Source organism: Methylobacterium sp. D53M (assembly GCF_053345625.1).
The window spans coordinates 21,542-46,269 of sequence record NZ_JBKFAL010000023.1 but is presented as its reverse complement, the minus strand read 5'-3'; the positions used below and the strand labels follow the sequence as shown (position 1 = coordinate 46,269).

24 protein-coding genes and 1 tRNA gene are annotated in these 24,728 nt (G+C 69.8%); 11 read left to right on the top strand and 14 right to left on the bottom strand.

Annotation, left to right across the window (positions count from 1 at the left end; genetic code table 11):
• Positions 1 to 13 precede the first annotated feature (13 nt).
• Positions 14 to 3,019: a bifunctional [glutamine synthetase] adenylyltransferase/[glutamine synthetase]-adenylyl-L-tyrosine phosphorylase gene (locus tag ACLBYG_RS24980; RefSeq protein WP_447683259.1), complete on the bottom strand. Its 3,006-nt coding sequence runs from the start codon at positions 3,017 to 3,019 to the stop codon at positions 14 to 16.
• Positions 3,020 to 3,426: 407 nt separating this feature from the next.
• Between ACLBYG_RS24980 and chpT the strand changes: the two genes are divergently transcribed.
• The 10 genes from chpT (at position 3,427) to ACLBYG_RS24930 (ending at position 14,292) form a co-directional block, all read left to right on the top strand.
• A complete protein-coding gene (gene chpT / locus ACLBYG_RS24975) occupies positions 3,427 to 4,137 on the top strand; it encodes a histidine phosphotransferase ChpT (protein WP_447683258.1) in 711 nt (236 codons plus the stop codon).
• 104 nt (positions 4,138 to 4,241) lie between these two features.
• Complete coding sequence (locus tag ACLBYG_RS24970; protein WP_447683257.1) at positions 4,242 to 7,013, top strand: hybrid sensor histidine kinase/response regulator; 2,772 nt, start codon at positions 4,242 to 4,244, stop codon at positions 7,011 to 7,013.
• Between the two features lie 161 nt (positions 7,014 to 7,174).
• Complete coding sequence (locus tag ACLBYG_RS24965) at positions 7,175 to 7,693, top strand: chemotaxis protein CheW (RefSeq protein WP_020094377.1); 519 nt, start codon at positions 7,175 to 7,177, stop codon at positions 7,691 to 7,693.
• An 11-nt stretch (positions 7,694 to 7,704) separates the two neighbouring features.
• Positions 7,705 to 8,097 (top strand): response regulator, encoded by a 393-nt coding sequence (locus ACLBYG_RS24960; RefSeq protein ID WP_012320961.1) that lies wholly within the window; start codon positions 7,705 to 7,707, stop codon positions 8,095 to 8,097.
• A 58-nt stretch (positions 8,098 to 8,155) separates the two neighbouring features.
• The gene (gene cheB, locus ACLBYG_RS24955; protein ID WP_103986160.1) at positions 8,156 to 9,373 is read left to right on the top strand and encodes a chemotaxis-specific protein-glutamate methyltransferase CheB; all 1,218 of its coding nucleotides are present in this window, start codon (positions 8,156 to 8,158) and stop codon (positions 9,371 to 9,373) included.
• Positions 9,370 to 10,233 (top strand): CheR family methyltransferase, encoded by an 864-nt coding sequence (locus tag ACLBYG_RS24950; protein WP_091682808.1) that lies wholly within the window; start codon positions 9,370 to 9,372, stop codon positions 10,231 to 10,233. The genes cheB and ACLBYG_RS24950 overlap by 4 nt, the downstream gene beginning before the upstream one ends.
• A 170-nt stretch (positions 10,234 to 10,403) precedes the next feature.
• Positions 10,404 to 11,066 carry a hypothetical protein gene (locus ACLBYG_RS24945; protein WP_447683256.1) on the top strand — a complete coding sequence of 221 codons (663 nt, stop codon included), beginning with the start codon at positions 10,404 to 10,406 and terminating at the stop codon, positions 11,064 to 11,066.
• A 119-nt stretch (positions 11,067 to 11,185) separates the two neighbouring features.
• Positions 11,186 to 12,202, top strand: a complete 1,017-nt coding sequence (locus ACLBYG_RS24940) for an asparaginase (RefSeq protein ID WP_447683255.1) — start codon at positions 11,186 to 11,188, stop codon at positions 12,200 to 12,202.
• Between the two features lie 347 nt (positions 12,203 to 12,549).
• The gene (locus ACLBYG_RS24935; protein ID WP_447683254.1) at positions 12,550 to 13,455 is read left to right on the top strand and encodes a tetratricopeptide repeat protein; all 906 of its coding nucleotides are present in this window, start codon (positions 12,550 to 12,552) and stop codon (positions 13,453 to 13,455) included.
• A 303-nt stretch (positions 13,456 to 13,758) separates the two neighbouring features.
• Complete coding sequence (locus ACLBYG_RS24930; RefSeq protein ID WP_447683253.1) at positions 13,759 to 14,292, top strand: isochorismatase family protein; 534 nt, start codon at positions 13,759 to 13,761, stop codon at positions 14,290 to 14,292.
• 32 nt (positions 14,293 to 14,324) lie between these two features.
• On the opposite strand, the gene ACLBYG_RS24925 is transcribed toward ACLBYG_RS24930, so the two are convergent.
• The 5 genes from ACLBYG_RS24925 to ACLBYG_RS24905 all read right to left on the bottom strand — a co-directional run bounded on the left by ACLBYG_RS24925 (position 14,325) and on the right by ACLBYG_RS24905 (position 17,847).
• A complete protein-coding gene (locus ACLBYG_RS24925; RefSeq protein ID WP_447683252.1) occupies positions 14,325 to 14,921 on the bottom strand; it encodes a sigma-70 family RNA polymerase sigma factor in 597 nt (198 codons plus the stop codon).
• Entirely contained in the window at positions 14,918 to 15,175 is a 258-nt protein-coding gene (locus tag ACLBYG_RS24920; protein ID WP_447683251.1) for a NepR family anti-sigma factor, read from the bottom strand. The genes ACLBYG_RS24925 and ACLBYG_RS24920 overlap by 4 nt, the downstream gene beginning before the upstream one ends.
• Positions 15,176 to 15,499: 324 nt before the next feature.
• On the bottom strand, positions 15,500 to 16,258 hold the full coding sequence (locus ACLBYG_RS24915) for an SDR family oxidoreductase (RefSeq protein ID WP_447683250.1): 759 nt from the start codon (positions 16,256 to 16,258) through the stop codon (positions 15,500 to 15,502).
• Positions 16,259 to 16,275: 17 nt separating this feature from the next.
• Positions 16,276 to 17,490 carry an ABC transporter substrate-binding protein gene (locus ACLBYG_RS24910; protein WP_447683249.1) on the bottom strand — a complete coding sequence of 405 codons (1,215 nt, stop codon included), beginning with the start codon at positions 17,488 to 17,490 and terminating at the stop codon, positions 16,276 to 16,278.
• 282 nt (positions 17,491 to 17,772) lie between these two features.
• A tRNA-Thr gene (locus ACLBYG_RS24905) sits at positions 17,773 to 17,847 on the bottom strand.
• Between the two features lie 268 nt (positions 17,848 to 18,115).
• Between ACLBYG_RS24905 and ACLBYG_RS24900 the strand changes: the two genes are divergently transcribed.
• Complete coding sequence (locus ACLBYG_RS24900) at positions 18,116 to 18,247, top strand: hypothetical protein (RefSeq protein WP_447683248.1); 132 nt, start codon at positions 18,116 to 18,118, stop codon at positions 18,245 to 18,247.
• Positions 18,248 to 18,355: 108 nt separating this feature from the next.
• Here the strand turns inward: ACLBYG_RS24900 and ACLBYG_RS24895 are convergent, their stop codons facing one another.
• The 8 genes from ACLBYG_RS24895 to ACLBYG_RS24860 all read right to left on the bottom strand — a co-directional run bounded on the left by ACLBYG_RS24895 (position 18,356) and on the right by ACLBYG_RS24860 (position 24,345).
• Entirely contained in the window at positions 18,356 to 19,546 is a 1,191-nt protein-coding gene (locus ACLBYG_RS24895) for an acyltransferase family protein (protein ID WP_447683247.1), read from the bottom strand.
• Between the two features lie 361 nt (positions 19,547 to 19,907).
• Positions 19,908 to 20,507 carry a hypothetical protein gene (locus ACLBYG_RS24890; RefSeq protein ID WP_447683246.1) on the bottom strand — a complete coding sequence of 200 codons (600 nt, stop codon included), beginning with the start codon at positions 20,505 to 20,507 and terminating at the stop codon, positions 19,908 to 19,910.
• 366 nt (positions 20,508 to 20,873) lie between these two features.
• Positions 20,874 to 21,488: a class I SAM-dependent methyltransferase gene (locus ACLBYG_RS24885; RefSeq protein WP_447683245.1), complete on the bottom strand. Its 615-nt coding sequence runs from the start codon at positions 21,486 to 21,488 to the stop codon at positions 20,874 to 20,876.
• Between the two features lie 392 nt (positions 21,489 to 21,880).
• A complete protein-coding gene (locus ACLBYG_RS24880) occupies positions 21,881 to 22,258 on the bottom strand; it encodes a hypothetical protein (RefSeq protein ID WP_447683244.1) in 378 nt (125 codons plus the stop codon).
• 64 nt (positions 22,259 to 22,322) lie between these two features.
• A complete protein-coding gene (locus ACLBYG_RS24875; RefSeq protein ID WP_447683243.1) occupies positions 22,323 to 22,652 on the bottom strand; it encodes a hypothetical protein in 330 nt (109 codons plus the stop codon).
• Between the two features lie 104 nt (positions 22,653 to 22,756).
• A complete protein-coding gene (locus tag ACLBYG_RS24870) occupies positions 22,757 to 23,122 on the bottom strand; it encodes a response regulator (RefSeq protein WP_007567202.1) in 366 nt (121 codons plus the stop codon).
• Between the two features lie 163 nt (positions 23,123 to 23,285).
• Positions 23,286 to 23,852 carry a hypoxanthine phosphoribosyltransferase gene (gene hpt, locus ACLBYG_RS24865; protein ID WP_020094392.1) on the bottom strand — a complete coding sequence of 189 codons (567 nt, stop codon included), beginning with the start codon at positions 23,850 to 23,852 and terminating at the stop codon, positions 23,286 to 23,288.
• A gap of 124 nt (positions 23,853 to 23,976) precedes the next feature.
• Complete coding sequence (locus ACLBYG_RS24860; RefSeq protein WP_447683242.1) at positions 23,977 to 24,345, bottom strand: hypothetical protein; 369 nt, start codon at positions 24,343 to 24,345, stop codon at positions 23,977 to 23,979.
• Between the last annotated feature and the right edge of the window lie 383 nt (positions 24,346 to 24,728).

Below are 24,728 nucleotides of genomic sequence, written 5' to 3'. Positions count from 1 at the left end.
CCGGAGCGCCGCCTCATCGGCGCTCCGGCAGCTCCCGCGCGGCGGCCGGCATCCGAACCGTCCGCCGGATCCGCGCCAGCAGGGCCTGGCTCCGGCGGCGGTGGCGGCGCAGCTCCGCCGCGAGGCCGCGCGCGTCCGGGAGGCCCACCGCCTTGGCGATCTGCCGGGACGCGGTCTCGGACGGCTCCGCGGCGGGATCGGTCATCACGAGCCGCTGCCACTGGTAGACGGCGTCGAGGAAACCGTAGGTCTCGGCGAGGGCCTCGCCCGCCGCCGCGGGCAGGAGGCCGCGCGTCGCCGCCTCGCGGAAGAGCGACTCCGCGCCGAGGCCGATGCAGCCGGGCCAGTCGTGCGCCTGGCTCAGCACGATGGCCTGGGCGAGGAAGTCGAGGTCGAACAGCGCGCCGGGGGCGAGCTTCAGGTCGTAGGGGCCGGCATGGCCCCGCTCCCGCGCGACCAGGGCCCGCATCGCGCCCGCCTCGGCGCAGACGGCGGCGGTCTCGCGCGGCTGCCGGAGGATCCCGGCGATCGCGGCCGTGACGTCGGCCGCCAGGGTGGCGTCGCCGGCGACGACCCGGGCGCGGGCGAGCGCCATGTGCTCCCAGAGCTCCGCCTCGCCGCCGTGATAGGCCGCGAAGCCGCTGAGCTGCACGGCGGGCGGGCTGTGGCTGCCGTAGGGCCGCAGCCGCAGGTCGACCGCGTAGAGCCGGCCGCGCCGCGTGGCCGTGGTGAGCGCCGCGAACACGCGCTGCGCCAGACGGTTGTAGGCCACCACGGCGTCGAGGGGACGCCGTCCGTCGCTGGTGCGGTTCTCCGGGTCGAAATCGTACAGGAACACGAGGTCGAGGTCGGATTCCGCGCTGAGCTGGTGGGATCCGAGGCGGCCGAGCGCCAGGATGCAGCAGCGCCCCGCCGGCACCGCGCCGTGGTCCAGAGCGAATCGGCGCTCCTCCGCCTCCAGGCTCAGCGCCACCGTGGCCTCGGCGATCGCCGCGTAGGCCTCCCCGGCCTGGCGCGGGGTGAGGATGCCCGACAGCAGGCGGGCGCCCGTAACGAAGGTCATCTGCCGGGTGGCATCCCGGCAGCGGTCGAGGCTCTCCTCGTGGCTCGCCGGCTGGCCCAGGAGCGACCGGTACTGCGCGCGGACCTCGTCGGGATCCGTGGTCGGCGTCACGAAGTCGGCGTCGAGCACGGTGTCGAGGACGTGCGGGCTCAGGCCGACCGTGTCGGCGAGGCGCGGCGCCGTCCCCAGGACGTCGGCGAACAGCAGGCGCAGGCGCTCGTGCGAGCGCAGGATGGCGAGGAGTTCGGCCACCGCGGGCATCCGCGCGAAGGCCCGGTCGAGGGCGAGGAGCGCCGCGTCGGGGTCGGCGGTCCCGCCGAGCGCGCGCAGCAGCGCCGGGAGCATCTCGGCGAGGATCTCCCGGGCCCGGCCGGTCCGCAGGGCCGGGCGGCGCCCGAGATGCCAGCCCTGCACGGTCTCCCAGGCCAGGGGTGGGTCCCGGAACCCGAAGGCGCCGAGCCGCGCCAGGGTCTCGGGATCCGGCTCGCTCTCGCCGAAGACCAGGGCGGCCCCGTCGGCGCCGGCCTCCGGCTCCGCCTCGAACAGCAGGGCGTAGTGCGCCTGGACCCGGCCGGCATGGTGGAGCAGGGCCGCCTCGAAGGCCGCCAGGTCGGGGAAGCCCGCGAACAGGGCGAGCGCGGTCAGCGCCTCGGTCCCGGTGGGCAGGCGCTGGGTCTGCTCGTCCCGGATCATCTGGATCCGGTGCTCGAGGGTGCGCAGGAACGCGTAGGCCGCGGAGAGCTCGTCCCGGGCCCGCCCGTCGATCCAGCCCTCCGCGACGAGCTCGCCGAGCATCGCCACGGTCCGGCGGCCCCGCAGGGCCGGCTTGCGGCCGCCGAAGACGAGCTGCTGGGTCTGGACGAAGAACTCGATCTCCCGGATGCCGCCGCGGCCGATCTTGATGTCGTGGCCGCCGACCGCGATGGTCTCGTGGCCGCGGACCATGTGGATCTGCCGCTTCAGGGCGTGGATCTCGGCGATGGCCGGGAAGTCGAAGTGCCGGCGCCAGATGAACGGCGCGAGTTCCGCCAGGAAGGCCTCGCCGGCCGGGATGTCGCCGGCGATCGGCCGGGCCTTGATGAAGGCCGCGCGCTCCCAGTTCTGGCCGAGCGTCTGGTAGTAGTCGAAGGCGAAGCCGGTGGAGAGCGCCACCGCGGTCGAGCCCGGGTCTGGCCGCAACCGGTAGTCGATGCGGTGGACGTAGCCGTCGGCGGTCCGGTCGGCCAGGAGCTTCACCAGCCCCTGCGCCAGCTTGACGAGGAAGGGCTTCGGATCGCCGCCGGTCGCCGCGGCGGCGGGCTCGGCCTCGTAGAAGACGACGAGGTCGATGTCGCTGGAGTAGTTCAGCTCGCAGCCGCCGAGCTTGCCCAGGCCCAGGACGATCAGGCCCGACCCGTCCTGCGGCGCCTCCGGATCCTTGGGCCTATAACGCCCGGCCGCGATCCCCTGCCGGAGGAGCGCCTCGACCGCCCCGCTCACCGAGGCGTCGGCGAAGGCCGACAGGGCGCCGGTCACCGCGTCGAGGTCCCAGCAGCCGCCGAGATCCGCCAGGGCGACCAGGAGGGCGTGGGCCTCCCGGTTGGCGCGCAATTGCCGGCCGACCTCGGCGAGGTCGGGATTCACCCCGCAGGCGGCGCCGACGGCGCGCTGCCGCGCGATGATGTCCCGGCTCGCCGCGTCCGGCGGCTGATCCAGCAGGGCGACGAGCCGCTCGGGCGACCGGGTGGCCGCCCGCCAGAGGAAGGGGGAATGATCCGCCAGCCCGAGGAGCAAGTCCCGGCAGGGCGGCGTCAGGAAGCCGGCCGGCAGCGCCGGCGCGAGCTCGGCGAGCCGGGCCCGCGCGGCGTCGGGGTCGGCGAGCCCGAGCCGGGGGCGCAGGCCCGCGCGCAGCGGCGTGGCTGACTCGGCGGCCGCTCCCTTCGCCGATCCGTTCGGGAGACCGGTCTCATCTCTCATGCCGCATCCTCCCTGGCGCGACGGGACCGGCATCGTAGCCGACCAAGCCGCCCGTGTCCGGTCCGGCGCACATGGCTCCAGGCGCCCGCCGCGCGTTCACGAGGCGGCCAGGACAGCGCCGAGACGACGCGTTCGCGGCCGATCGGGCCCGGAATCGGGGCCCGTCCCGGCGTTCCGTCCGATCCGGTAACGCTTTTCAAAGCCGACCGTGGCGTCTATCCGTGCGGACCGGTCGTCGCCCCCGGTCCGGCCCGCGGGCCGCGCGGGATCCCTTCGGGCGACTCGATCGCCGCAGGGGCGGCCGAGGACCGGGCGGCCGAGAACCGGGCGGCCGGGAACCGGCAGCCCCAATCGGGGCCCCGGCCCGCAGACGTCCGCACCTCAGATCCGCCCGCCCGGAGCGCACCATGTCCTCCCCGACCTCGCCCACCCTGAACCTCGACGGCCTCGACCTCGCCGCCCTGCTCTGCTCCCGCGTCTGCCACGACGTGATCAGCCCCGTCGGCGCGATCGTGAACGGGCTCGAGGTCCTGGAGGACGACCAGGACGAATCGATGCGGACCTTCGCCCTGGAGCTGATCGGGAAGAGCGCCCGTCAGGCCTCGGCGCGGCTGAAATTCGCCCGCATCGCCTTCGGGGCCGCCGGCTCGGCCGGCGCCTCGATCGACCTCGCCGACGCCGAGAGCGTGGCCAAGGGCATGTTCTCCGACGACAAGACCAAGCTGACCTGGAGCGCCCCGCAGGCGCTGTTCCCGAAGAACAAGGTCAAGCTCCTGCTCAATCTCGTGATGGTCGCCACCTCGGCGATTCCCCGGGGCGGCCTGATCGACGTCGTCGTCTCCGGCGACGGCGAGGCGCCCACGCTGGTGCTGAAGGCCAAGGGCTCGCACGCCCGCATCCCGCCCCACGTCGAGGAGCTGATGGCCGGCAGCCCCGAGAGCGGCACCGTCGACGCCCACGGTATCCTGCCGTTCTACGCCGGCCTCGTGGCGCGGGCCGCCGCCATGGATGTCCGCTTCGCTATCGAGGGCGATGAAGTGACTATCACCGCCACGCCCGCAGTGATCGACACGCCCGAAGATCGCGATGGAGAGGCTTCGGACACGGCGCTGGCGTGAAACTCTGAAAAAGGTGCCGCGCGGGGCCGGGATGGAAACGCTTCCCTAACCCCGCGCGAGTAAGTAGGTTGCGCGAGACCTTCTCCGCGTAACGAGTAGCGCCTATGGACGACCTGCTTCGCGAGTTTCTGACCGAGAGCGGGGAGCATCTCGACACGGTCGATGCAGAATTGGTTCGATTCGAACAGGATCCGAACAACGAGACTATTCTGCGGAACATTTTCCGACTCGTGCACACGATCAAGGGAACCTGCGGGTTCCTCGGCCTCCCGCGGCTGGAAGCTCTGGCGCACGCCGCCGAGACCTTGATGGGTCGCTTCCGCGACGGGCTGCCCGCCACGTCGGATTCCGTCACCCTGATCCTGCTGACGCTGGACCGGCTGAAGGCGATCCTGGCCGATCTGGAGGCCACCGGCACGGAGCCCGCGGGCTCGGACGACGACCTCATCTCCGCCCTGGAGCGCATGGCCGAGGGCTCGCCGGAGCCGGAGGTCGCCGCCCCGCCGCCGCCCGAGCCGGTCCTGCCCGATCCGGTGGTCCGCGAGCTGAAGCCCGGCGAGGTCTCCCTCGACGACCTGGAGGCCGCCTTCCTGGCCGCCCCCGGTCCGGACGAATCGGACTTCCTCCCGCCGCCGGCCCCCGTGGCCGCGATCCCCGCCCCCGCCCCCGCGGCCGCGGCCGCCGTCGCCCCGGCCCCGGCGCCCGCGCCCGCCGTCAGCGCGGCGCCCAAGGCCGAGAAGAAGCCCGAGCCCGTCGAGGCCGAGAAGACCGAGAAGGCTGAGCCGGCGCGCGCCGAGAAGGTCGAGGGCGCCGAGGGCGAGACGACCGCCGCCGCCAAGAACCAGACCATCCGGGTGAACGTCGACACGCTCGAGCACCTGATGACGATGGTCTCCGAGCTGGTGCTGACCCGCAACCAGCTCCTCGAGATCGCCCGCCGGCACGAAGATTCGAGCTACAAGGTCCCGCTGCAGCGCCTGTCGCACGTCACCGCCGAGCTGCAGGAAGGCGTCATGAAGACGCGCATGCAGCCGATCGGCAACGCGTGGCAGAAGCTGCCGCGCGTGGTGCGCGACCTCTCGGCCGAACTCGGCAAGCAGATCGACCTCGTGATGGTCGGCAACGAGACCGAGCTCGACCGCCAGGTCCTCGAGGTCATCAAGGACCCGCTGACCCACATGGTCCGCAACTCGGCGGATCACGGCCTCGAATCGACCGCCGAGCGCGTGGCGGCGGGCAAGCCCGCCCGCGGAACGATCCGCCTCGCCGCCTACCACGAGGGCGGCACGATCACGATCGAGATCGCCGACGACGGCAAGGGCCTGAACCTCGCGGCCATCCGCAAGAAGGCCGCGGAGCGCGGGCTCGCCTCCCAGGCCGATATCGAGCGGATGACCGATGCCCAGGTCGCCAAGTTCATCTTCCACGCCGGCTTCTCGACGGCGGCGGCGGTGACCTCGGTCTCGGGCCGCGGCGTCGGCATGGACGTGGTCAAGACCAACATCGAGACCATCGGCGGCCTGATCGACATCGCCACCACGGCGGGTCGCGGCACGACCTTCACCATCAAGATCCCGCTGACGCTGGCGATCGTGGCCGCCCTGATCGTCCGGGCCGGCGAGCACCGCTTCGCCCTGCCGCAGGTGGCGGTGCTGGAGCTGGTCCGGGTCGATGCCGGGGCGCAGCGGGTCGAGCACATCAACGGCGCGCCGGTGCTGCGCCTGCGCGAGCGGCTGCTGCCGATCGTCTCGCTCACCGGCCTGCTCGGCCAGACGAGCCCGGGCGCGGAGACGGACCAGGCCGGCTTCGTGGTGGTCGCCCAGGTCGGGCGCGAGCGCTTCGGCATCCTCGTCGACGAGGTCTTCCACACGGAGGAGATCGTCGTGAAGCCGATGTCGGTGAAGCTGCGGCACATCCCGATGTTTGCCGGCAACACGATCCTCGGCGACGGCGCCGTGGTGCTGATCGTCGATCCGAACGGCGTGGCCCGTCAGGTGGCGCAGGGCGTCCAGGGCAGTGGCGGCCACATCGACGCCGACGCCGACGAGGCAGTCGAGATGGCCGACACCAAGACCACGCTCCTGGTGTTCAAGGGCGGCCAGGGCAGCTTCAAGGCGGTGCCGCTGTCGCTGGTCACCCGTCTCGAGGAGATCGAGTGCGCCAAGGTCGAGTGGCTCGGCGGCCGCGCGCTGATCCAGTACCGCGGGCGCCTGATGCCCCTGGTCCCGGCCGACGCGGCGATCACCATCAAGTCGGAGGGGACGCAGGCCCTGGTGGTGTTCTCCGACGGCGAGCGCGCCATGGGCCTCGTGGTCGACGAGATCGTCGACATCGTCGAGGAGCGCCTCGACATCGAGATCGCGGCGGACCGGTCGGACCTGATCGGCTCGGCGGTGCTGCGGGGCCGGGCGACCGACATCATCAACATCGCCCACTTCCTGCCGCTGGCCTACGACGACTGGGCGCGCGGCCTGAAGCGGCCCGAGCAGATCTCCACGGTCCTGCTGGTCGACGACTCGGCCTTCTTCCGCGACATGCTGAGCCCGGTGCTGAAGGCCGCGGGCTACCAGGTGGTCACGGCGTCGAGCGCCGAGACGGCCCTGTCGACCCTCCAGTCCGATCCGCAGATCGAGGTGGTGGTCACCGACCTGGAGATGCCGGGCCGCAGCGGCTTCGACCTCGTCGCCGCCATGCGGCGGGCCGAGCCGCGCCTCGCCGGGCTCCCGGTGATCGGCCTCACCGGCGCGATCGGCGCCGACGCGGTGGAGAAGGCGCGGGCGCTGGCGATCAGCGACTTGGTGGCGAAGTTCGACCGCAGCGGCCTGATCTCGGCGCTGGCCGAGATCGGCGCCGCCACGGTGTCGAAAGCCGCCTGAGCCGCCGCGCCGCCCGCCCCGGGCGATCGACCCCGGCCGATCGCTCCAAGCCGATCGACCCCGGCCGATCGCTCCAAGCCGATCGACCCAGGCCGATCGACCCAGGCCGATCGACCCAAGCCGATCGCGACGATCGCGACGAACGAATCCGGAGAGTTCCGATGCAGGCTGCCAACGCCAACACCAGCGGCGCCACCACCAACGGCGCCGAGACCGGCGCCACCGACGACTTCGTCACGGTCTTCGTCGGCGAGACGCTGTTCGGCCTGGCGATCGAGCGGGTCCACGACGTCTTCGTCCCGTCGGGCGTGACGCCGGTTCCCCTGGCGCCGGCCGAGATCGTCGGCCTGCTGAATCTGCGCGGCCGGGTCGTGACGGCCATGAGCCTGCGCCGGCGCCTGGGCCTGCCGGACGCGGAGGCCGAGGCGGACGGCAGCAAGGCCAGCCCGAAGATGGCGATCGGTCTGGAGCAGGCCGGCGAGACCTTCGCGCTGGTGGTCGACGGCGTCGGCGAGGTGCTCAAGCTCGGCGCCGACAGCCGCGAGGCGGTGCCGATCAACCTGGATCCGCGCTTCCGCGACCTCGCCACCTGCGTCCACCGCCTCGACGGCCGGCTCCTGGTGATCCTCGACGTGGACGCGCTCCTCGGCTTCACGCCCGCCGGCGCCAAGGCGGCTTGAGGGAGAGGTCGATGAAGGCGCCCCACGAGACCACCTGCCTGGTGGTGGACGATTCCGCGGTGATCCGGAAGGTCGCCCGGCGGATCATCGAGGATCTCGGCATGAATGTCAGCGAGGCCGAGGACGGCAGCGCCGCCCTCGAGGCCTGCGCGGCCAGCATGCCGGACGCCATCCTGCTCGACTGGAACATGCCGAACATGGACGGCTACGCGTTCCTCCAGGCCCTGCGCCAGAGCGAGGGCGGGGGCGCGCCGAAGGTCCTGTTCTGCACCACCGAGAACGACGTCGGGGCGATCGCCCGCGCCCTCCGGGCGGGGGCCGACGAGTACATCATGAAGCCCTTCGACCGCGACATCCTGACGGCCAAGCTCGAACAGGTCGGTCTCGTCGCCGACGCGGCCTGATCGCCTGCTCCCTGACCCGCGGCCCGAGCCCCGCGACCCTGCACCCGAGGCAATCATCATGGCCCTGAGTCCCGCGGTCGCCCCGCTGCGCACGCCGCCAACCCAGAGCACGACCTCATCGGCCACGGCGATCCGTGTGCTCGTGGCCGACGACTCGGCCGTGGTGCGCGGCCTCGTGGCCCGCTGGATCGGCGAGGCCGGATTCGAGCTCGTCGGCACGGCCTCGAACGGCCGGATCGCCCTCGAACTGATGGCCAAGCACGACCCGGACGTGGTCCTGCTCGACATCGAGATGCCGGAACTCGACGGCACGACCGCGCTGCCGCGCATGCTCGCCATGAGCCCGAGCGTGCAGGTCGTGATGATGTCGACGCTGACGACGCGCAACGCCGATATCTCGCTGAAATGCCTCGCCCTCGGCGCGGTGGACTACATCGCCAAGCCGGAGAGCAGCCGCGGCGTCACCACCTCGGACACGTTCCGGGTCGAGCTGATCGAGCGCGTCCGCGTGTTCGGCTCCGCCCGCGCGCGGAACCGGCGCCCGTCCGCCGCGCCCGCCGGCCACGCGCCGGGCTACCACGCCGCGCCCGCGCCGGCGGCCGTGCCGGCCGCGGCGCATCCGGCGCCGGCCGCCGCGGCGCGCCCCGCGACTCCTTTCACGCTCCGGCCCAAGGTCCGCAACCGGACCCAGCCCCGCGCCCTGCTGATCGGCTCCTCCACGGGCGGCCCGCGGGCCGTGGGCGAGATGCTGGAGGGCATCGGCGCCGCCGCCCTGCGGCGCCTGCCGGTCCTGATCGTCCAGCACATGCCGCCGATCTTCACGGCGGTCTTCGCCGAGCATCTGGCCACCCGCACCGGGCTCCCGGCGGCGGAGGGCAAGGCCGAGGAGCGGGTCGAGCCGGGCCGCATCTACGTCGCCCCGGGCGGCCGCCACATGGGGCTGGCCGGCGGGGCCGGCGGCCCGATCATCAAGCTCACCGACGGTCCCCCGGTGAATTTCTGCCGCCCCGCGGTCGACGTCCTGTTCAAGGACGCGGCGGTGGTGTTCGGCGCCGCCACCGCGACCGTGATCCTCACCGGCATGGGCTCGGACGGGACCAACGGCGCCCGGGCGCTCACCGAGGCCGGCGGCCCGGTCCTCGCTCAGGACGAGGCCACCAGCACGGTCTGGGGCATGCCGGGCAGCGTCGCGCGGGCCGGGCTCGCCGAGGCCGTGCTGCCGTTGCCCGAACTCGCGACGGCGCTGCGCGCCCTGATCACGGGGCAGCCGGCATGACCGAGCTCGAGTTCGAATTCCTGCGCACCTTCCTGAAGCAGCGCTCCGGCCTCGCGCTGACGCCGGAGAAGCGCTACCTCGTGGAGAGCCGGCTGACCCCGGTCTGCCGCCGCTTCGGCCTCGCCAGCCTCGGCGACCTGATCGGCGCCCTCAAGCTCGCCCAGAACAGCACGATCGAGCGGGCCGTGGTCGAGGCCATGACCACGAACGAGACCTTCTTCTTCCGCGACCGGATCCCCTTCGACCTGTTCCGCGACACGCTCCTGCCGGACGTGCTGGCGCGCAATGCCGGCCGCCGCCGGCTGCGGATCTGGTGCGCGGCGGCCTCGACCGGGCAGGAGCCGTACTCGCTGGCCATGCTCCTCCAGGAGGCGGCGCCGCGGCTCGCCGGCTGGCAGGTGGAGATCGTCGCCACCGACCTGTCCACCGAGGTGATCGAGAAGGCCAAGCTCGGGCTGTACAGCCATTTCGAGGTCCAGCGCGGCCTGCCGGTGCAGTGGCTGATCAAGTACTTCACCCAGGTCGGCGAGCAGTGGCAGATCGCCCAGAGCCTGCGCAGCATGGTCGATTACCGCCAGCTTAACCTGCTGCATAGCTTCGCCTCGCTGGGCCAGTTCGACGTGATCTACTGCCGCAACGTGCTGATCTACTTCGACGCGCCGACCAAGTCCGACGTCCTGGCGCGGCTCGCGGCGCAGCTCGCCCCCGAGGGCGCGCTCCTGCTCGGCGCCGCCGAGACGGTGATCGGCCTGACCGACCGGCTCTCGCCGAACCCGAAGCACCGCGGCCTCTACGGCCACGCCGAGGCAGCAGCGCGTCCGGCCGAGGCGGCGCCGCTGCGCATGGCCGCGAGCCTCTGAGCGGCGCGACCGGGAGCCCCGGTCGCGCCCCGGCTCCGGGCCGTCCCCGAGCCCGCCAGCGCGACGGGGATCCGGGCGATCCCGGAAACGCGGCCTTAAGAACCGCGTGGGTAATTTGCACACGGACCCGCCGCCGGGCGAATCCGGCTCATCCGTGACCCGAGCCCCCCATGAGTACCGTCTCGTCCACCGCGACAGCACAGCTCGCCGCGCAGCGATGGTCGCCGCCTGCGTCGCCCCAGACTCGGATATCCGACACGATCAGCAGCGCGCTGTCGACCGGCACGATCAGCAGCACCGACGCGACGGCCCTCGCGGGCGCCCTGAGCAGCATCGATAGGAGCCTGTCGTCGACCAGCGCTGCCTCGACCAGCGCGACGAGCCGGTCCGGGCTCGACCCGTCCTCGATGAAGGACCGGATCGACGGCCTGATCGCCGATCAGGTCAGCAGCGGCAGCCTCACCACCGACCAAGCCACGGAGCTGAAGAACCTGTTCGCCAGCCACGGCCGGAGCACCCAGAGCGCGGACGCCACCGGCGACGGGACTGGCGACGTCGCCGGCCCGGACGGCCCGCCGCCGGGGCTCCCGCCCGGCCCGGCGCCGACGGACGCTGCGGGCAGCGCCGGGAGCGGGGCGTCGGTCTCCGCGTCGGCCTCGACCTCGACTTCGACTTCGACCTCGACCACCGACGCGGCGCGCACGACGAACGACCTGCTATCCACCTTCATCCAGCAGCTCCAGAGCGGCCAGTCGGGCCGCGTCGGCTACGGGGCGAGCGGCACCGCCAACAGCGGCGCCGTCTCGGCGCTCCTCCTCGACTTCCGCAGCTGAGGCCGGGGACGCGCCCGGCGGGCCTCCCGCCCGGTGCATCGCCCGCCTGCGCGCGGCCGGGGTCGACCCCGGCCGCGCGACGCGGCATCACAGCGCCGGACAGGCACGGGAGAGACGGCATGGCGGCAGGAGCGGGGACCGGATTGCCCAAGGTCGCGTTCATCGGTACGGGCGGGACGATCTCGTCCCTCGGCCGCGATGCCCTCGACATCCTCGACTACACCGCCACCGACCGGCGTCTCGAGGCCGGCGCGATCCTGGACGCGGTTCCGGAACTCGCGACAGTCGCCGCGGTGGTGCCGGTGCCGTTCCGGGCGGTCCCGAGCCCGGCGATCGGGTTCGCCGAGTGGCGCGACCTCGTCCGGCTGTGCGAGCGCCTCGCGTCCGAGCACCCGGACCTCGCCGGCATCGTCATCGGGCACGGGACCGCCACGCTGGAGGAGACCGCCTACGCCCTCAGCCTCACCCTGACGGTGGATCTGCCGGTGGTGCTGGTCGGCTCGCAGCGGCCGATGAGCGCCCTCTCCACCGACGCCAAGCTGAACCTCGTGGCGGCCGTGCGCACGGCCACGGCGCCCGCCTCCCGCGGGCGCGGCGTGCTGGTGGTGCTCAACGACGAGATCCAGGCGGCCCGCGAGGTGACCAAGACCTCGGTGGCCCGGCTCCAGACCTTCCGGACCCCGGATTTCGGCGTGCTCGGCCACGTCGACGGCGAGTCCGTCCGCTACTACCGCCGCTCCGAGCGGGCGCACGCGCCGGGCACGCCCTTCGACATCCGGACCCTGCCGGCGCTGCCGCGGGTCGACGTCGCCTACGGGTACGCCGACGCCGACGGCACCGCGGTCCGGGCCTTCCTGACCGCGGGCGCGCGCGGCCTCGTCGCGGCCGGTCTCGCGCCGGGCATGACCCCGCCCGCCGAGGCCGAGGCCCTGGAGGCGGCGGCGGCCGCCGGGATCGTGGTGGTGATGTCGACCCGGGCCGGCAGCGGCGTGGTCCCGCTCACCACCCGGCTGCGCAGCCGCGGCATCCTCAGCGCCGACAACCTCACCCCGCAGAAGGCCCGGATCCTGCTCGCCCTGGCGCTGACCGTCACGGCGGAGCCCGAGGCGGTGGCGCGGCTGTTCGCGACCTACTAGCGACGCGTCCCGGGACCGGTCGCCCGCCCCGCCGAGCCCTCAACGCCTCCTTCCGGCCGGTCCCGCACGGTCCCCGCCGCGCGCGAACCCTGTCGCGACCCGTGGCGCGCGCCGGCGATGTCGGCCGACCATGCGGGCCGCATGTGCGATTTGGTCCAGAAAGTCCTGCCGGGCCCTGATAGGTCAAGGATCAGTCCGGTGCAGTCCAGCCGAAGGGTTTTTCGCCCGGAAGACTGTCAGCGGACAAAGACGGTTCGGGAACACGCCTTCAGCATTGCGGAAGATGCTCGGGATCGGCTTCCGCGCAGGGCATGACGGTTCGCGTGCCCGCACAGGGATTCACGGCCATGCGCGCGACATCCATCGTCTCCATGTCTCTGGCGCTCTCGGTCCTGTCCGGGCTGGGCGCACAGGCGGAGACCGCCGGGAGCCTCTCCACGACGACGGCCGTCAGCGGCAGCGCCGCCGCGATGTACAATCTCGGAATCCTCTACATCAACGGCCAGGGCGTGAAGCAGGATTTCGGTACGGCCGGACGCTGGTTCGAGAAGTCGGCCGCCGGCGGTGACGTCGACGCCATGCTCAACCTCGGCAGCCTGTACTACAACGGCCAGGGCGTGAAGCAGGACTACGCCGCCGCGGCCGCGTGGTTCGAGAAGGCCGCCCTGGCGGGCAACGCCGAGGCCATGAACAACCTCGGCAGCCTCTACGATGCCGGCCAGGGTGTGACGCAGGACTACGCCACCGCGCGCAGTTGGTACGAGAAGGCGGCGGCCGCCGGCGCCGCGTCGGCCCTGTACAATCTCGGCCTACTCTACGCCAACGGTCAGGGCGTCGGGCAGGATTACGGCGCGGCCGCGTCCTGGTTCGGGAAGGCCGCCGCCGCCGGCAACGTTGACGCGATGAACGCCCTCGGCAGCCTGCACCTCAACGGTCAGGGCGTGAAGCGGGACGCCGCCGCGGCCCGCCGCTGGTTCGAGCGGGCGGTCGCCGGCGGCAACGTGGACGCGATGAACAACCTCGGCAGCCTCTACCTGAACGGCCAGGGCGTGAAGACGGACGCCGCCGCGGCCCGCCGCTGGTTCGAGAAGGCGGCCGCCGCCGGCCACGCGGAGGCGATGAACAATCTCGGTTTCCTCTACGTCAACGGTCGCGGGGTGAAGCAGGATTTCGAGGCCGCCCGGCGGTGGTTCGAGAAGGCCGCCGGCGGCGCCGCGGCGGCGAACATCCCCGGCGACATCGCGCTCCGCTAGAGTCCTCTCCGATCGGGTCGCGACGGAGGCGAGCGCCGGGGTTGTGCCGAACGAGGCACCGGTGCCCTCTTCCGCGAGGGAGAGGGAGCCTGGCGCGGCTGCCGGGACCGGAGTCGCCGCCCTTCCCAACCGTCGCAAAACGATCGGGAGCGGCTCTTGGGCGGGGTCGCGGTCGGGGCGCGCACGTGTCATGCCGGCGGGCGCGGTCCCGACCGGACCGGATGGGGCGAGGATACGGCTCGGATGGGGCCACGATGGCCCCCTCCGTCTCCGATGCGACCCGTCCGCAGGGACCAGACATCGATGCCGCTGATCGACCCCGCCCGCTCGCTCCTCCTCGTCATCGACGTTCAGGTCCGGCTGATGCCGACGATCGCGGAAGGGGACGGGGTCGTCGCCAATGCGGGCCGCCTCCTCGCCGCCGCGCAGCTGCTCGACGTCCCGGTCCTGGTCACCGAGCAGAATGCCGGCGGCCTCGGGCCGACCGTGCCGGCCCTGGCGCCCGAGCCCGGGACGGCCTTCGCGAAGATGAGCTTCGGCGCGACCCGATCGCCCGGCTTCCTCGAGCGCCTGCCCGCGGATCGCGACCTCGTGGTCAGCGGCTGCGAGGCGCATGTCTGCGTGCTGCAGACGGTTCTCGGGCTGCGCGAGTCCGGCCGCCGCGTCGCCGTGGTGGCCGACGCCGTGGGCTCGCGGCGGATCGAGAACCGGGAGGCCGCGCTCGCCCGGATGGCGGCCCACGGCGCCGAGATCGTCACGACCGAGATGGTGGCGTTCGAGTGGCTCGGCACGGCGCGGCACAGGCGGTTCCGCGACGTCGTCAGGCTCATCAAGTAGGCGCCGCGGCGGTCCTCGCCGCGGCGCGCGCCTCAGGAGCCGTCGAGGGCCGCGCGGGTCTGCGGGTCGGGTCCGATGTCGTCGGTGCCGGTCATGCCCAGCACCTCGATCAGGCGGGTCCGGGCGCGGCTGACCCGGCTCTTGATCGTGCCCACCGCGACGCCGCAGATGGCCGCGGCCTCCTCGTAGGTGAAGCTCTGGGCGCCGACCAGGACCAGCGCCTCGCGCTGGGCCGGCGGCAGCCGGTTCAGCGCGCTCTGGAACTGCGCCATCTCCATCCGGATCTCCTGCTCGGGGAGGGCGGTCAGGCGCCCGGCATGGACGCCGTCGGCGTCCTCCACCTCGCGCTTGCGCTTGCGCTGCTCCGAGTAGAACAGGTTCCGCAGGATCGTGAACAGCCACGCGGTCAGGTTGGTCCCGCGGCGGAAGCTGGCGGCGTTGACCCAGGCGCGCACGAGCGTGTCCTGCACGAGGTCGTCCGAGCGGTCGAGGTCGTAGGTCAGCGAGAACGCGAAGGCCCGCAGCGCCGGGATCGCCCCCAGCAGGAGGTCGCGCATCTCCGCGTCGGCGCCCCGGGGGGCCGGACCGGATCCGCTCCCCGCGGGGGCGGCTTGCAGCATCAGGGTCATCGCGAGGCCTCCGTGTCGGAGTGTGCGGCGAGCTCGTCGAGCAGCGTCCGGAGCCGGTCCGGGATCGGCAGGGCCAGGACGCCCGCGTAGTGCAGGCGCAGGCCGCGCCCGATCCGGTCCCGCGCGCCGTCGTCGATCGGCCGGCCGGGTCCGCCGACCGGCACGGGGCGTGACGCGGCCGCGGCGCCCGGTCCGGCCGGGTCCGCCGCGCCGGCGGAGCCCTGAATCCCTGGATCGTCCTCGGTCCCTGACATGGTCGCGCCCCCCGGTCGTGCGCGATGGGGCCCCGAGGGGCCCGGCGGTCCGCCGGACCGTTGTCCCCATCGGTTCGGCGAAGACGCGTCTCATCGCCTTCCGGCAGCGCTGGTAGGCGCGACGGATTTAATCGGTTCTGAACCCCGCATTCATCCAATTTTAATCTTGAAATAGCCCAGCTTGCGCCGAATTTAGTGCATAAAGTCTCAGATACGATTCAGAAATACTTGGTTTTAGCTTGGCCGTGGCGACACTCGTCCTCCGTGCCTGAACGCGGGATGAGCGCACCGCGCCCCGGGTCGGGCGCGCCGCGAAGGCCCCGCTCAGAGCTTCACGCCCTCGAGATAGCCGCGGTTCCAGGTCGGGCTGATCAGGATCTCGTTGACGCAGACGGAGGCCGGGAGGCGGGCGACGAACAGGATCGTCTCGGAGAGATCCTCCGGCTGGAGCATGCGCCCGCGATCCTCCGCGGTGACCGGGACTGGCCGCTTGTCGAGGAGGGGCGTCGCGACCTCGCCGGGGCAGATGCAGCAGGACCGGATGCCGTGCCCGCACTCCTCCTGGTTCAGGCTCTCCGAGAGCGCCACGAGCCCGTGCTTGGCGGCGGAATAGGCCGGTCCCGTCAGCTTGGAGACGTAGCGGCCGGCCCAGGAGGAGACGTGGATGATCAGGCCGCTCCGCTGCGCCCGCATGGTCGGCAGCACCGCCCGCGCCGCGTAGAAGGGGCCGTTGAGATTGACGCCGACCACGGCGTCGATGCCGGCCGGCGTGATCTCGCTCCAGCCGCGCCGCGGCACGTTGAGGCCCGCCGCGTTCACCAGCAGGTCGCAGCGCCGCCACGCGGCGTGAACCGCCTCCCAGGCGCGCTGCACGTCGTCGGCCACGCCCATGTCGGCCGGGGCGACCAGCGCCTCGCCGCCCGCCGCGCGGACCATCTCCGCGGTGCGCGCGAGGGCCTCCTGACCTCGTCCGGTGAGCGCGACCCGCATGCCGGCCCGCGCCAGCGCGACGGCGGCCGCCTGCCCGATCCCGGATCCGGCCCCCGTCACCCAGGCGACCTGCCCTTCGAGCGCGCGCATCATGGCGTTCGGCTCCCTCCCTACGGCTTGGCGACGAGCGGGCAGCCGCCCTCGGCGAGGGGGCGGAAGGCCTGCTCGGCGGGGATCGTCTCCAGCACCTTGTAGAGGTCCCACGGGCCCTTCGACTCGGACGGCGCCTTCACCTCGAACAGGTACATCGGGTGGATCTTGCGCCCGTCCGCCCGGACCACACCCTTGCCGAACAGCGGGTCGTCGGTCGGGTTGGCCTTCATCCAGGCCATGGTCTTTTGCGGGTCCGTCGACTTCGTCGCCGCCACGGCCTTCAGGTAGTGCAGGAGCCCGGCATAGACGCCCGCGTGGTTCATCGTCGGCATGCTGTTGCCGTTGCGCGAGTAGAAGCGCTCCGAGAAGGCCCGGGTCTCCGGGTTGAGATCCCAGTAGAACGACTCGGTCAGCACGAGGCCCTGCGCGGTCTGCAGGCCGATCGCGTGGACGTCGACGGCGTAGATCAGCAGGGCGGCGAGCTTCTGGCCGCCGTCGGTCAGCCCGAACTCGTGCGCCTGCTTGACCGCGTTGACCGTGTCGCCGCCCGCGTTGGCCAGACCCACAACCTTCGCGCCCGACGCCTGCGCCTGCAGCAGGAACGAGGAGAAGTCCGTGGCGGGGAACGGGACCCGCGCGGCGCCCAATACGCGCCCGCCGCCCGTATCGATCACGGCCTTCGCCTCGTTCTGAAGGGAGAGCCCGAAGGCGTAGTCGGCGGTGAGGAAATACCACGTGTCGCCGCCGCGCTTGAGCATGGCGCCGGCCGTGCCGTGCGCCAGGGCGTAGGTGTCGTAGGTCCACTGGATCGTGTTCGGCGAGCACTGCTTGCCGGTCAACTCCGTGGTGCCGGCCCCCGAGTCGATGAAGACCTTGTTCTTCTCGCGGGTGACCTGACTCACCGCCAGCGCAACCGAGGAGGTCGGCACGTCGAGGATCGCGTCCACGCCGTCGCGGTCGTACCACTGGCGGGCGACGGCGGCGCCGATATCGGGTTTGTTCTGGTGGTCGGCCGAGACGATCTCGACCTGCACGCCCGGCTCGGTCTTGGCGAAATCCTCGACCGCCATCTGCGCGGCGACGACGGAGCCCTTGCCGCCGGTATCGGCGTAGACGCCCGACATGTCGTTGAGGACGCCGACCTTGACGCGGATCGGCTCGGCAACGGCCGGCCCGGCGAGCGCGGCGAAGCCGATCGCGACCGAGAGTACGCAACTCCGGATCGACGCCATGGCAGACCGTCCTCCGCGGCAGCTTCTGTCTTTCGGCCAGGAGGGCACGCTGGCATCCCAGCGTCAAGCAGCGGTCCGCGACCGGATCCGGGAGCAGTGAGACAGGCCGGTGCCGGATGTGTCGCGGCGGCGGTGCCGACGGAATCGGGCCGGAACACCCGCCCGAGACCGGCCCGTCGCGACATCGAGATCGGCGCGGTGGAGCGGCCTCAGCCGGCGCGCTGTGCCGGGCGACGGTCACGCCCCACGGGCGCGAGGCCCGGCCTCGGCGATCGAATGTCGTGGTGCCGGCGGAGGGGATCGAACCCCCGACCTTCGGTTTACAAAACCGCTGCACTACCGCTGTGCTACACCGGCAGGCGCTCTGAAACCATTGAGAAAATTGGCGGTTTCGGTGCGTCAGACGCGCTTTTGACTACGTTTGGGGGCGCTTCGTCAAGGCACACATCTCGGCACGTTCCGTTCATCGTGCGTGCGCGCAACCCTTGGAGTGGGCCGAAGAAGGCCGGCGCCCGAGCGATGCGGGAGGCGGCATAGTTCACGGCTTGGGAGTGGATGGCCGCGGAACCCACGACTCGCCGAACTGCGCGAGACCACCGAGGTTACCGACTGGGCGATCCGCGCCGTGGTCGTCGCAGTGCTGGCCGATCGCGCCAGCGACACCCACCGGCGTCCAAAGGGTTGGCGCCGCGACGTCGCCGAGACGCTCCGCACCAACGCTCGCGCGGCCGAGGCGCTCATCACCGACAATGGTTGATTACAAGTCGGTTTTCTACGCCGTTATCTGAGTCAGCTGGGTGCTGAGTTCCGCTGATGGTCAGGATGGAACAAGTCCTAATGTTTGACCACGTTCAACGTGAGGATGTCACTTATGTCCTCGGATCCGGCTACGAAGGCGGGAACTCAAGTCATTGAGAAAGTAACGTAGTTTTCCCAATCCCTTCAGGAACGGCCTCTCGACGAAAACTTCTGCCATGTAAGCAAGAGAAATTACTGCCGCAAAAGCAAATATGAAAACGAGTACTAGATAAATTATATTATGCGGTCTGATCAAAACGATAAACGAAAACACTGTATAAATTACAGGAACATGGACTAAATATAGTGGGAACGATATAGCTCCAAGGAACGATCCTATTTTTCCAGAAAGCGCGCGATGTGCAGTAGGAGAGTTGATGCATCCGTATACAATCAAACCCGCGGCCATCGGGTAGAGTATGCTGTCCTTTGTGCCCATTGCAAGAAATGCAGGGAGCCAGTCAAGTCCCAATATATTAGCTGCGTCACCACTCTGGGATCCAATGGCCAGGCCAAGAATCACCGCAAGCATTGGAAATCTAAAATTCAACTTTCCAACTGCCCACGCTTCTCGTAGATATATGCCCACAATAAAGCTTCCATACTCATATTTGCTTAGCGTATATATCAAGCATAAAAAAATGAATGTTATAATAATCCTGTCTCTTGCGCGCTTAAACAGGCAAACCAAGAAGCACAAAAGTGATCCAAATAGCTCAGGACGCATAGTCCACAGAACGTTATTGAAGTACGAACCACCTTTTGCAAATATATCAAAAACTCCGCTTCGAATGGCGACACTAAAACTTGGGATATCTCCCTGATAGGTCCAAAGAAGCCAGCGGCTATGCGTAATTTCATGGAGCGCGCTTGCTTCTGTAGGAAATATTTTCAACAATAGCCAACCGAAGCAAGTGCTTAACAGTGCCGGGTATGCTAAGCGTAGATATCTAATGATCACGTTGACCCATATAGGGTCTGGTCTGCGTATAGTGGCATTTGTCAAAACAAATCCACTAAGAACAAAGAACACAGATACAGCAAATGCCCCATTCCATAGAACTGCCACTGGACTGTAGGATATCCATGATGCATTTGATTGCTGTTCTGGAACTAGAAATGGGACCAAGGCCGACATAAAGTGAAAAAGGACGACGATTAACGCGGCAAACCCCCGAAGTCCGTCAAGTTGGTTTAAGCGAGCGGTCTGCAATGGCTCATGTCCCACAAAACGTGCTGGTAGAGGGCGGCGCGACATCTGCGAACAACGGCGGGCCCGAAAACCCCATCCCATTAATGGACGGTCTTCTGCATAGCACTCGAGGGTTTCGAAATCGCTGAAAGAACTGACCAGTCAAGCCCTAGCGTACTCATATTTCTCGACTAGATTTCGCCACCAAGGGGCTGCTTCCGTATCAACTGCGGGCATCGCGAAATGCGGGCTCGAAGCTCCCGAAAGGGGCCTGGGCGGGCACGGGGTACATCCGCTTGTGTGTATCGCCGCCCGCCAGCGGATCTGCGAAAATCCACCCACAGCGGTCACCCAAGCATCCTGTTAAGGTTCAGGCGTAGGCGATTGGCAGTTCGCTCACCAGCGTCTTGTAGCGCGGCGCGCGATTCTACACCTTGGTGTTCCAGTCGCACCGGATCACCCACGCGGGCACCGCGGTGCTTCGGCTCCAGCGCGCGTTGCACGCGTCCAGCGCCACCATCAGCGGGGTCGCCCCGCCCGATCCGGCGCGCCGATCAGCGCCCGTGGGTCTTGTGACAGCGGCACGAGGTCGGTCGTGACGATCTCCGCCTTGCTGTAGCGTCATGGCCGCGCGCCAAGGCAGTGCCACCCTGTGCCGCACCGCCCTGATCGGCGCCAGCGTGTCCGAACTGTGCTCCGGCAGCTGCACCCGCGTCGACACCGAGCGCATCCGCTCGTCCCGGTCGTGCTCGCTCGTGTGGTAGAAGACCGTGACGTTGATCGGTTTCCAGTCCTTCGCGCCGCAGCTTCTCCCCGAATTGTTCAGCGTGCGCCGCCACCGCTTCCTCAAGCAGGGTTTGGTCGGGCCGAGGCCGATGGAGGTCGGGACCCCGGTCCAGGCCCGCACCGTGGCGTGCTGGTGTTGCGCGCGCTCGACCTTCGAGCACAGTGCCGCGTCCGACAGGTCGGGAAGCTCTCGTCGACCGGGTCGATCCCCATCTGCGCGGGCAGGGTTGGTCCGACCCAACGTATCCCCGTCGAGGGTGAAGTTCGTCGAGGGCGCCGCTCGCGCGAGCAGCAGGGGCTGTTGCCGTGGATCAGCGCCACGGCGCGGCCGCCGCCGATCCGGTCGGGGTAGCCTGGCCTCCGAGGGAGGCTTTGCCCGGACCGGCAGGCCGCCTCAGCCCAGGCTTCGTCCGGTACTCCGCGCGCCCGTATAGGAGCGTAGAAGGCCTCCGATGATTGCATCAACGCGAAGCCCGTTCGCCGTTGGATGCGCGCGAAATGCCGTATCGCTCACATATTCCCTGCCCATCATTCCGTTCATCGCCGTGCGTATGCCGAGCGGTTGCCAATGTGTCAGAGGCGATGGCGATTTCCGGCGCGGATCCCGCTAGACCTCGAACCAGAAGCTGGCACCCTCGTCGCACATGCCCTCACAATGCATGTACTTGATCGGAGCGATAATGTCGGACGCGGGCTTATAGTAAAACATTATGGCAAGAATGTATTGCTCGTTCCAAAACAGCCTGTCGCAAACCTCGGGATACTCATATGGCAGATGGATGTCGTGCACATGCACGATCACGCCCGGCCGGAGAAGCGAGTAGATTCGCAGGAAGAAATGCGTCGTGTCGCTGCCATGGAACAGGAGATGGCTGCCATCCAGCATCAGCACATCGCCATCCTTCAGCGATTGAAAGTAGGACGGGTCAACATCGAGAAGGCCGTCAGAAATCCACTTATCCGCAATGTCGCGGACGCTTGAGCGCGGATTGGGGTCGATGCACTCGATCTTGGTGTCGAGCTTGTACTTGCCGATTGCGCGGCGAGCGAATTTCGTACTGTTGCCGTTTCCGACCTCGACATACCGGGCCGGCTTGCGTGTGGCGAGAACAGTCGTCAGGGCCAATGCGTCGCCGTAGCTGAAGTAGCCGTTCGGCAGGAACGGTGTCCGGCCGTCGAGGTCGCGGTCAGCGACGTCCGAGAAATCGGCGAATTGCTTCATGTCGTCGGCGAACGTTCTGAAGTGCCGGCTCTTGCGCTCGATGCGTTCGCGCAGCCAGAAATATGGCCTTCGATTCAACTCAGTTTTGACAACGTAGTCGCCGTCGAGAGAGCAGCTAGGCCCGGATTTCGATATCCGGGCATGAGCACTCGTCCATTGGTGTAATACGGCACCAACGTAGGGGCGCCCTGGAACATTTCGAGCGTTGGATGTGATATCTTATCGACAGTTTCGTTAGTCGGCACAGGCATACCGGTTCAGACCCGCCGCCACCGCGTGGGGGGCGCTGAGAACGGAAGGTGCCGGGGCGCGCGAGGCAGGTACTCGGTTCGCAGAACCGCCGTACAAGCGCCGCTCAATCCGAGCCGCGCCAGGATCTGCGCGGCCGACCCTCAATGGCCCGAGCGGCGGATCAGGCTCTTGAGGCGCTGGTCCGCGGTGTCGAGGCGGTCGGCGATGCCGCGCCGGATGCATTTGCCGACGGAATCGCCGGCGTAGAACCCGACCGTCTGGTCCTGGTTGCGGCAGGACTGGACCGGCGGCCACGCCACCACCCCCGCCACGACCAGCAGCACGACGAGGCAGTCGACGACGAGCCAGCCCTTCCAGCCGAGCCGGAAGCCGCGCCGCCGCTCGGGCGCCCGGTTCCGGCGCGGGGTGCGGTGCGCGCCGTCCGGGCCGACCCGCGCCAAGCGAGCGCGGAACTGGGCCTCCTCGAGGGCGTCGGAGGCGCGGCTGGACGAGGCCGGGAGGAGCGGGCGGGTGGACATGGCGGCCTCGCGGAGGTCGGTTCGGAGCGGATCGGCGGAGCGCGGAAGGGCCTTGAGCGGGCGCTCAGTCGATGAGCCGCTTCAGGAGCGCGAGGTTGTCCTGGATCGACAGGACGTTGCCGAGCATCTCGGTACGGGCGCAGGCCCCGGCTCCGACAAGACCGAGCCAGCCCGCCGCCGGGCGGGCGCTGCAATCCGCGAAGCTGCCGTACAGGAACAGCCCGGCCGGCACCGCGAGGAGGGCGAGCTTCGTCGGAGAGAAGAGCCGGCCGACGACGCCTCTGCGCGGCCGCCGCACGTCGCGGTCGTCGTCCCAGTCCCTGTCGTCCGGCTCCCAGCCGTAGCGGTCCGCCTGGTACGCCGCCGCGTCGATGTCCCGGTCCCGGCGATACATGGCGTTCCGTGCTCGGTCTGATCAGTCGGACCGAAGATGCCACGCTTTCGTGAAGCTCAACCTAAGAGCAATGTTTAAGTTCTTCTGAACCGGTCCCGCCCGGCTCAGGCGGCGAGCGCCCGCCTCACCGTGGCGCGCAGATCTGCCAGGGAGAAGGGCTTGGTCAGCACGTCGGTGACGATGGCGTCGAGCCCGCGCGCGCGCTCGCGCTGATCGGCGAAGCCGGTCATCAGCAGGATGGTCAGGTCGGGGAAATCGCGCTTGGCGGCGAGGGCCAGCGCGATGCCGTCCATGAGCGGCATGCGGATGTCGGTGAGCATCAGGTCGAAGCCGCCGTCGGCCTCGTTGAGGCGGTCGAGCCCGTCGCTGCCGTCGTTGGCCGTGACGACCGCGTGCCCGTCGATCTCGAGCCCCCGCTTCAGGAAGCCCCGGACGGTCTCTTCGTCATCCACCAGGAGGATGCGCGCCATGTGGTCCCGTAACCGTCCCCGAAATCCGCGCGCGCCGCGTCGCGACGCCGCGCACGCTCAAATGTCGACAGACGCAGACGAATTCTCCGTCTGTCAAGTCGTCGCAGGCTGAATTGTCCCGCGGGTCGCGGCGCGCGGCGAAAATGCCGCGCCGCGGGCACGGTCAGGCGTCGAACAGGTCCGGGGCGCCGTCCCCGTAATCGACCACGCCCACGAAGGGCAACTGGCGGAAGGCGTGGGCGGCGTCCATCCCGTAGCCGACGACGAACACGTCAGGGCAGGTGAAGCCGACGAAATCCGCGTCGATCGTCACGGCGCGCTTGCCGGGCTTCTCCAGCAGCACCGCGGTGAGGACGCGCCGGGCGCCGCGGGCCATCAGCAGGTCCTTGGCGAAGACGACGGTCCGGCCGGATTCCAGAATGTCGTCCACGAGCAGCACGTCCCGCCCGCGCACCTCGCTCTGTACGTCGCGCAGGATCTCGACCTGCCCGCTGGAGACCGTCCCGGTGCGGTAGCTCGACAGGTGCACGAACTCGACCTGCGGGGCGAGGCCCACCCGGTGCAGCGACCGGAGCAGGTCGGCCGCGAACATGAAGCTGCCCTTGAGCACCGCCACGACGAGGAGGTTCTCGGGCCGCGCGGCGAGGATCTCGCGGGCGAGCTCGTCGTTGCGCTTGGCGATGGCCGCCTCGTCGAACAGGGTGCGGACGCGCCGTTCAGGGATGCTCATCTCTCGTGTCCCGAAGCCCGTTGGCGCGGCGGCGCCCGCCGCCACGCTCGGGAACGGTCTTAGCGTCCCGGGCGCGCGCGGGGAACTCCGGATCCGCCAGATGGTCCAGCGCCGTCGACGCGGGTCAGCCTTCGGCCGCCTGCCGGAACGGTCGGAGCAAGCGGGTGAGCCCGCGCCGGCGCGCCGGCCGGGCCGGTCGCCGCGCCGCGGCCAGGTCCGGCCCCGCATCGGTCTCGTAGGCGTCGTCCCCGTCGACCGCGTCGTCGTCCGGGTCGTCCGGTTCGACGTGCCGGACCTGCTCGAGAACGTCCGTCACGATGCGCGGGATGGGCCGCGCGTGCTCTTCCAGAAGCAGCGAGGCTGTCCAGAGGCGACTCGCGTTCGCGAGGGGCAGCTTCCCCTGTGTCAGGCGCTCCATCAGCATCCGGTCGGCGAGCGAGGCCGCGAGGTCGCTCACGATCTCGAGCTGATCCTGCTGTGTCGTGCTCTTCATGGCAGTCTTCACGCTAACGAAAATAGTCTTCTCCCAAACGGGACGGTATGCGAGCAAATTTGGCGATTCTATAACGTGCGTGAGCATTGGAGCGGCCGCCTGTGTACAGGCCGGCTCCGGCGCGAGGATCGGTCCCGTCAATTCCGATCGGGGCGGGGTGAGGGTTCGGGCTGGCCCTGATACGGCGCGGTGCCATCCGCGCACAAGCAAAAGGGGCTGGCGATCCGCCAACCCCTCGCGCTGTCGAGCTGAATGGTTGGTACCACCGCCCCGGCTCGAACGGGGGACCCCCAGATCCACAATCTGGTCAGGAGCCATAACACGGCCTGACATTGAGGTGGTTCAGCGGCAGTCAACGGCTTTGCCAGACCTAGCAAAAACTG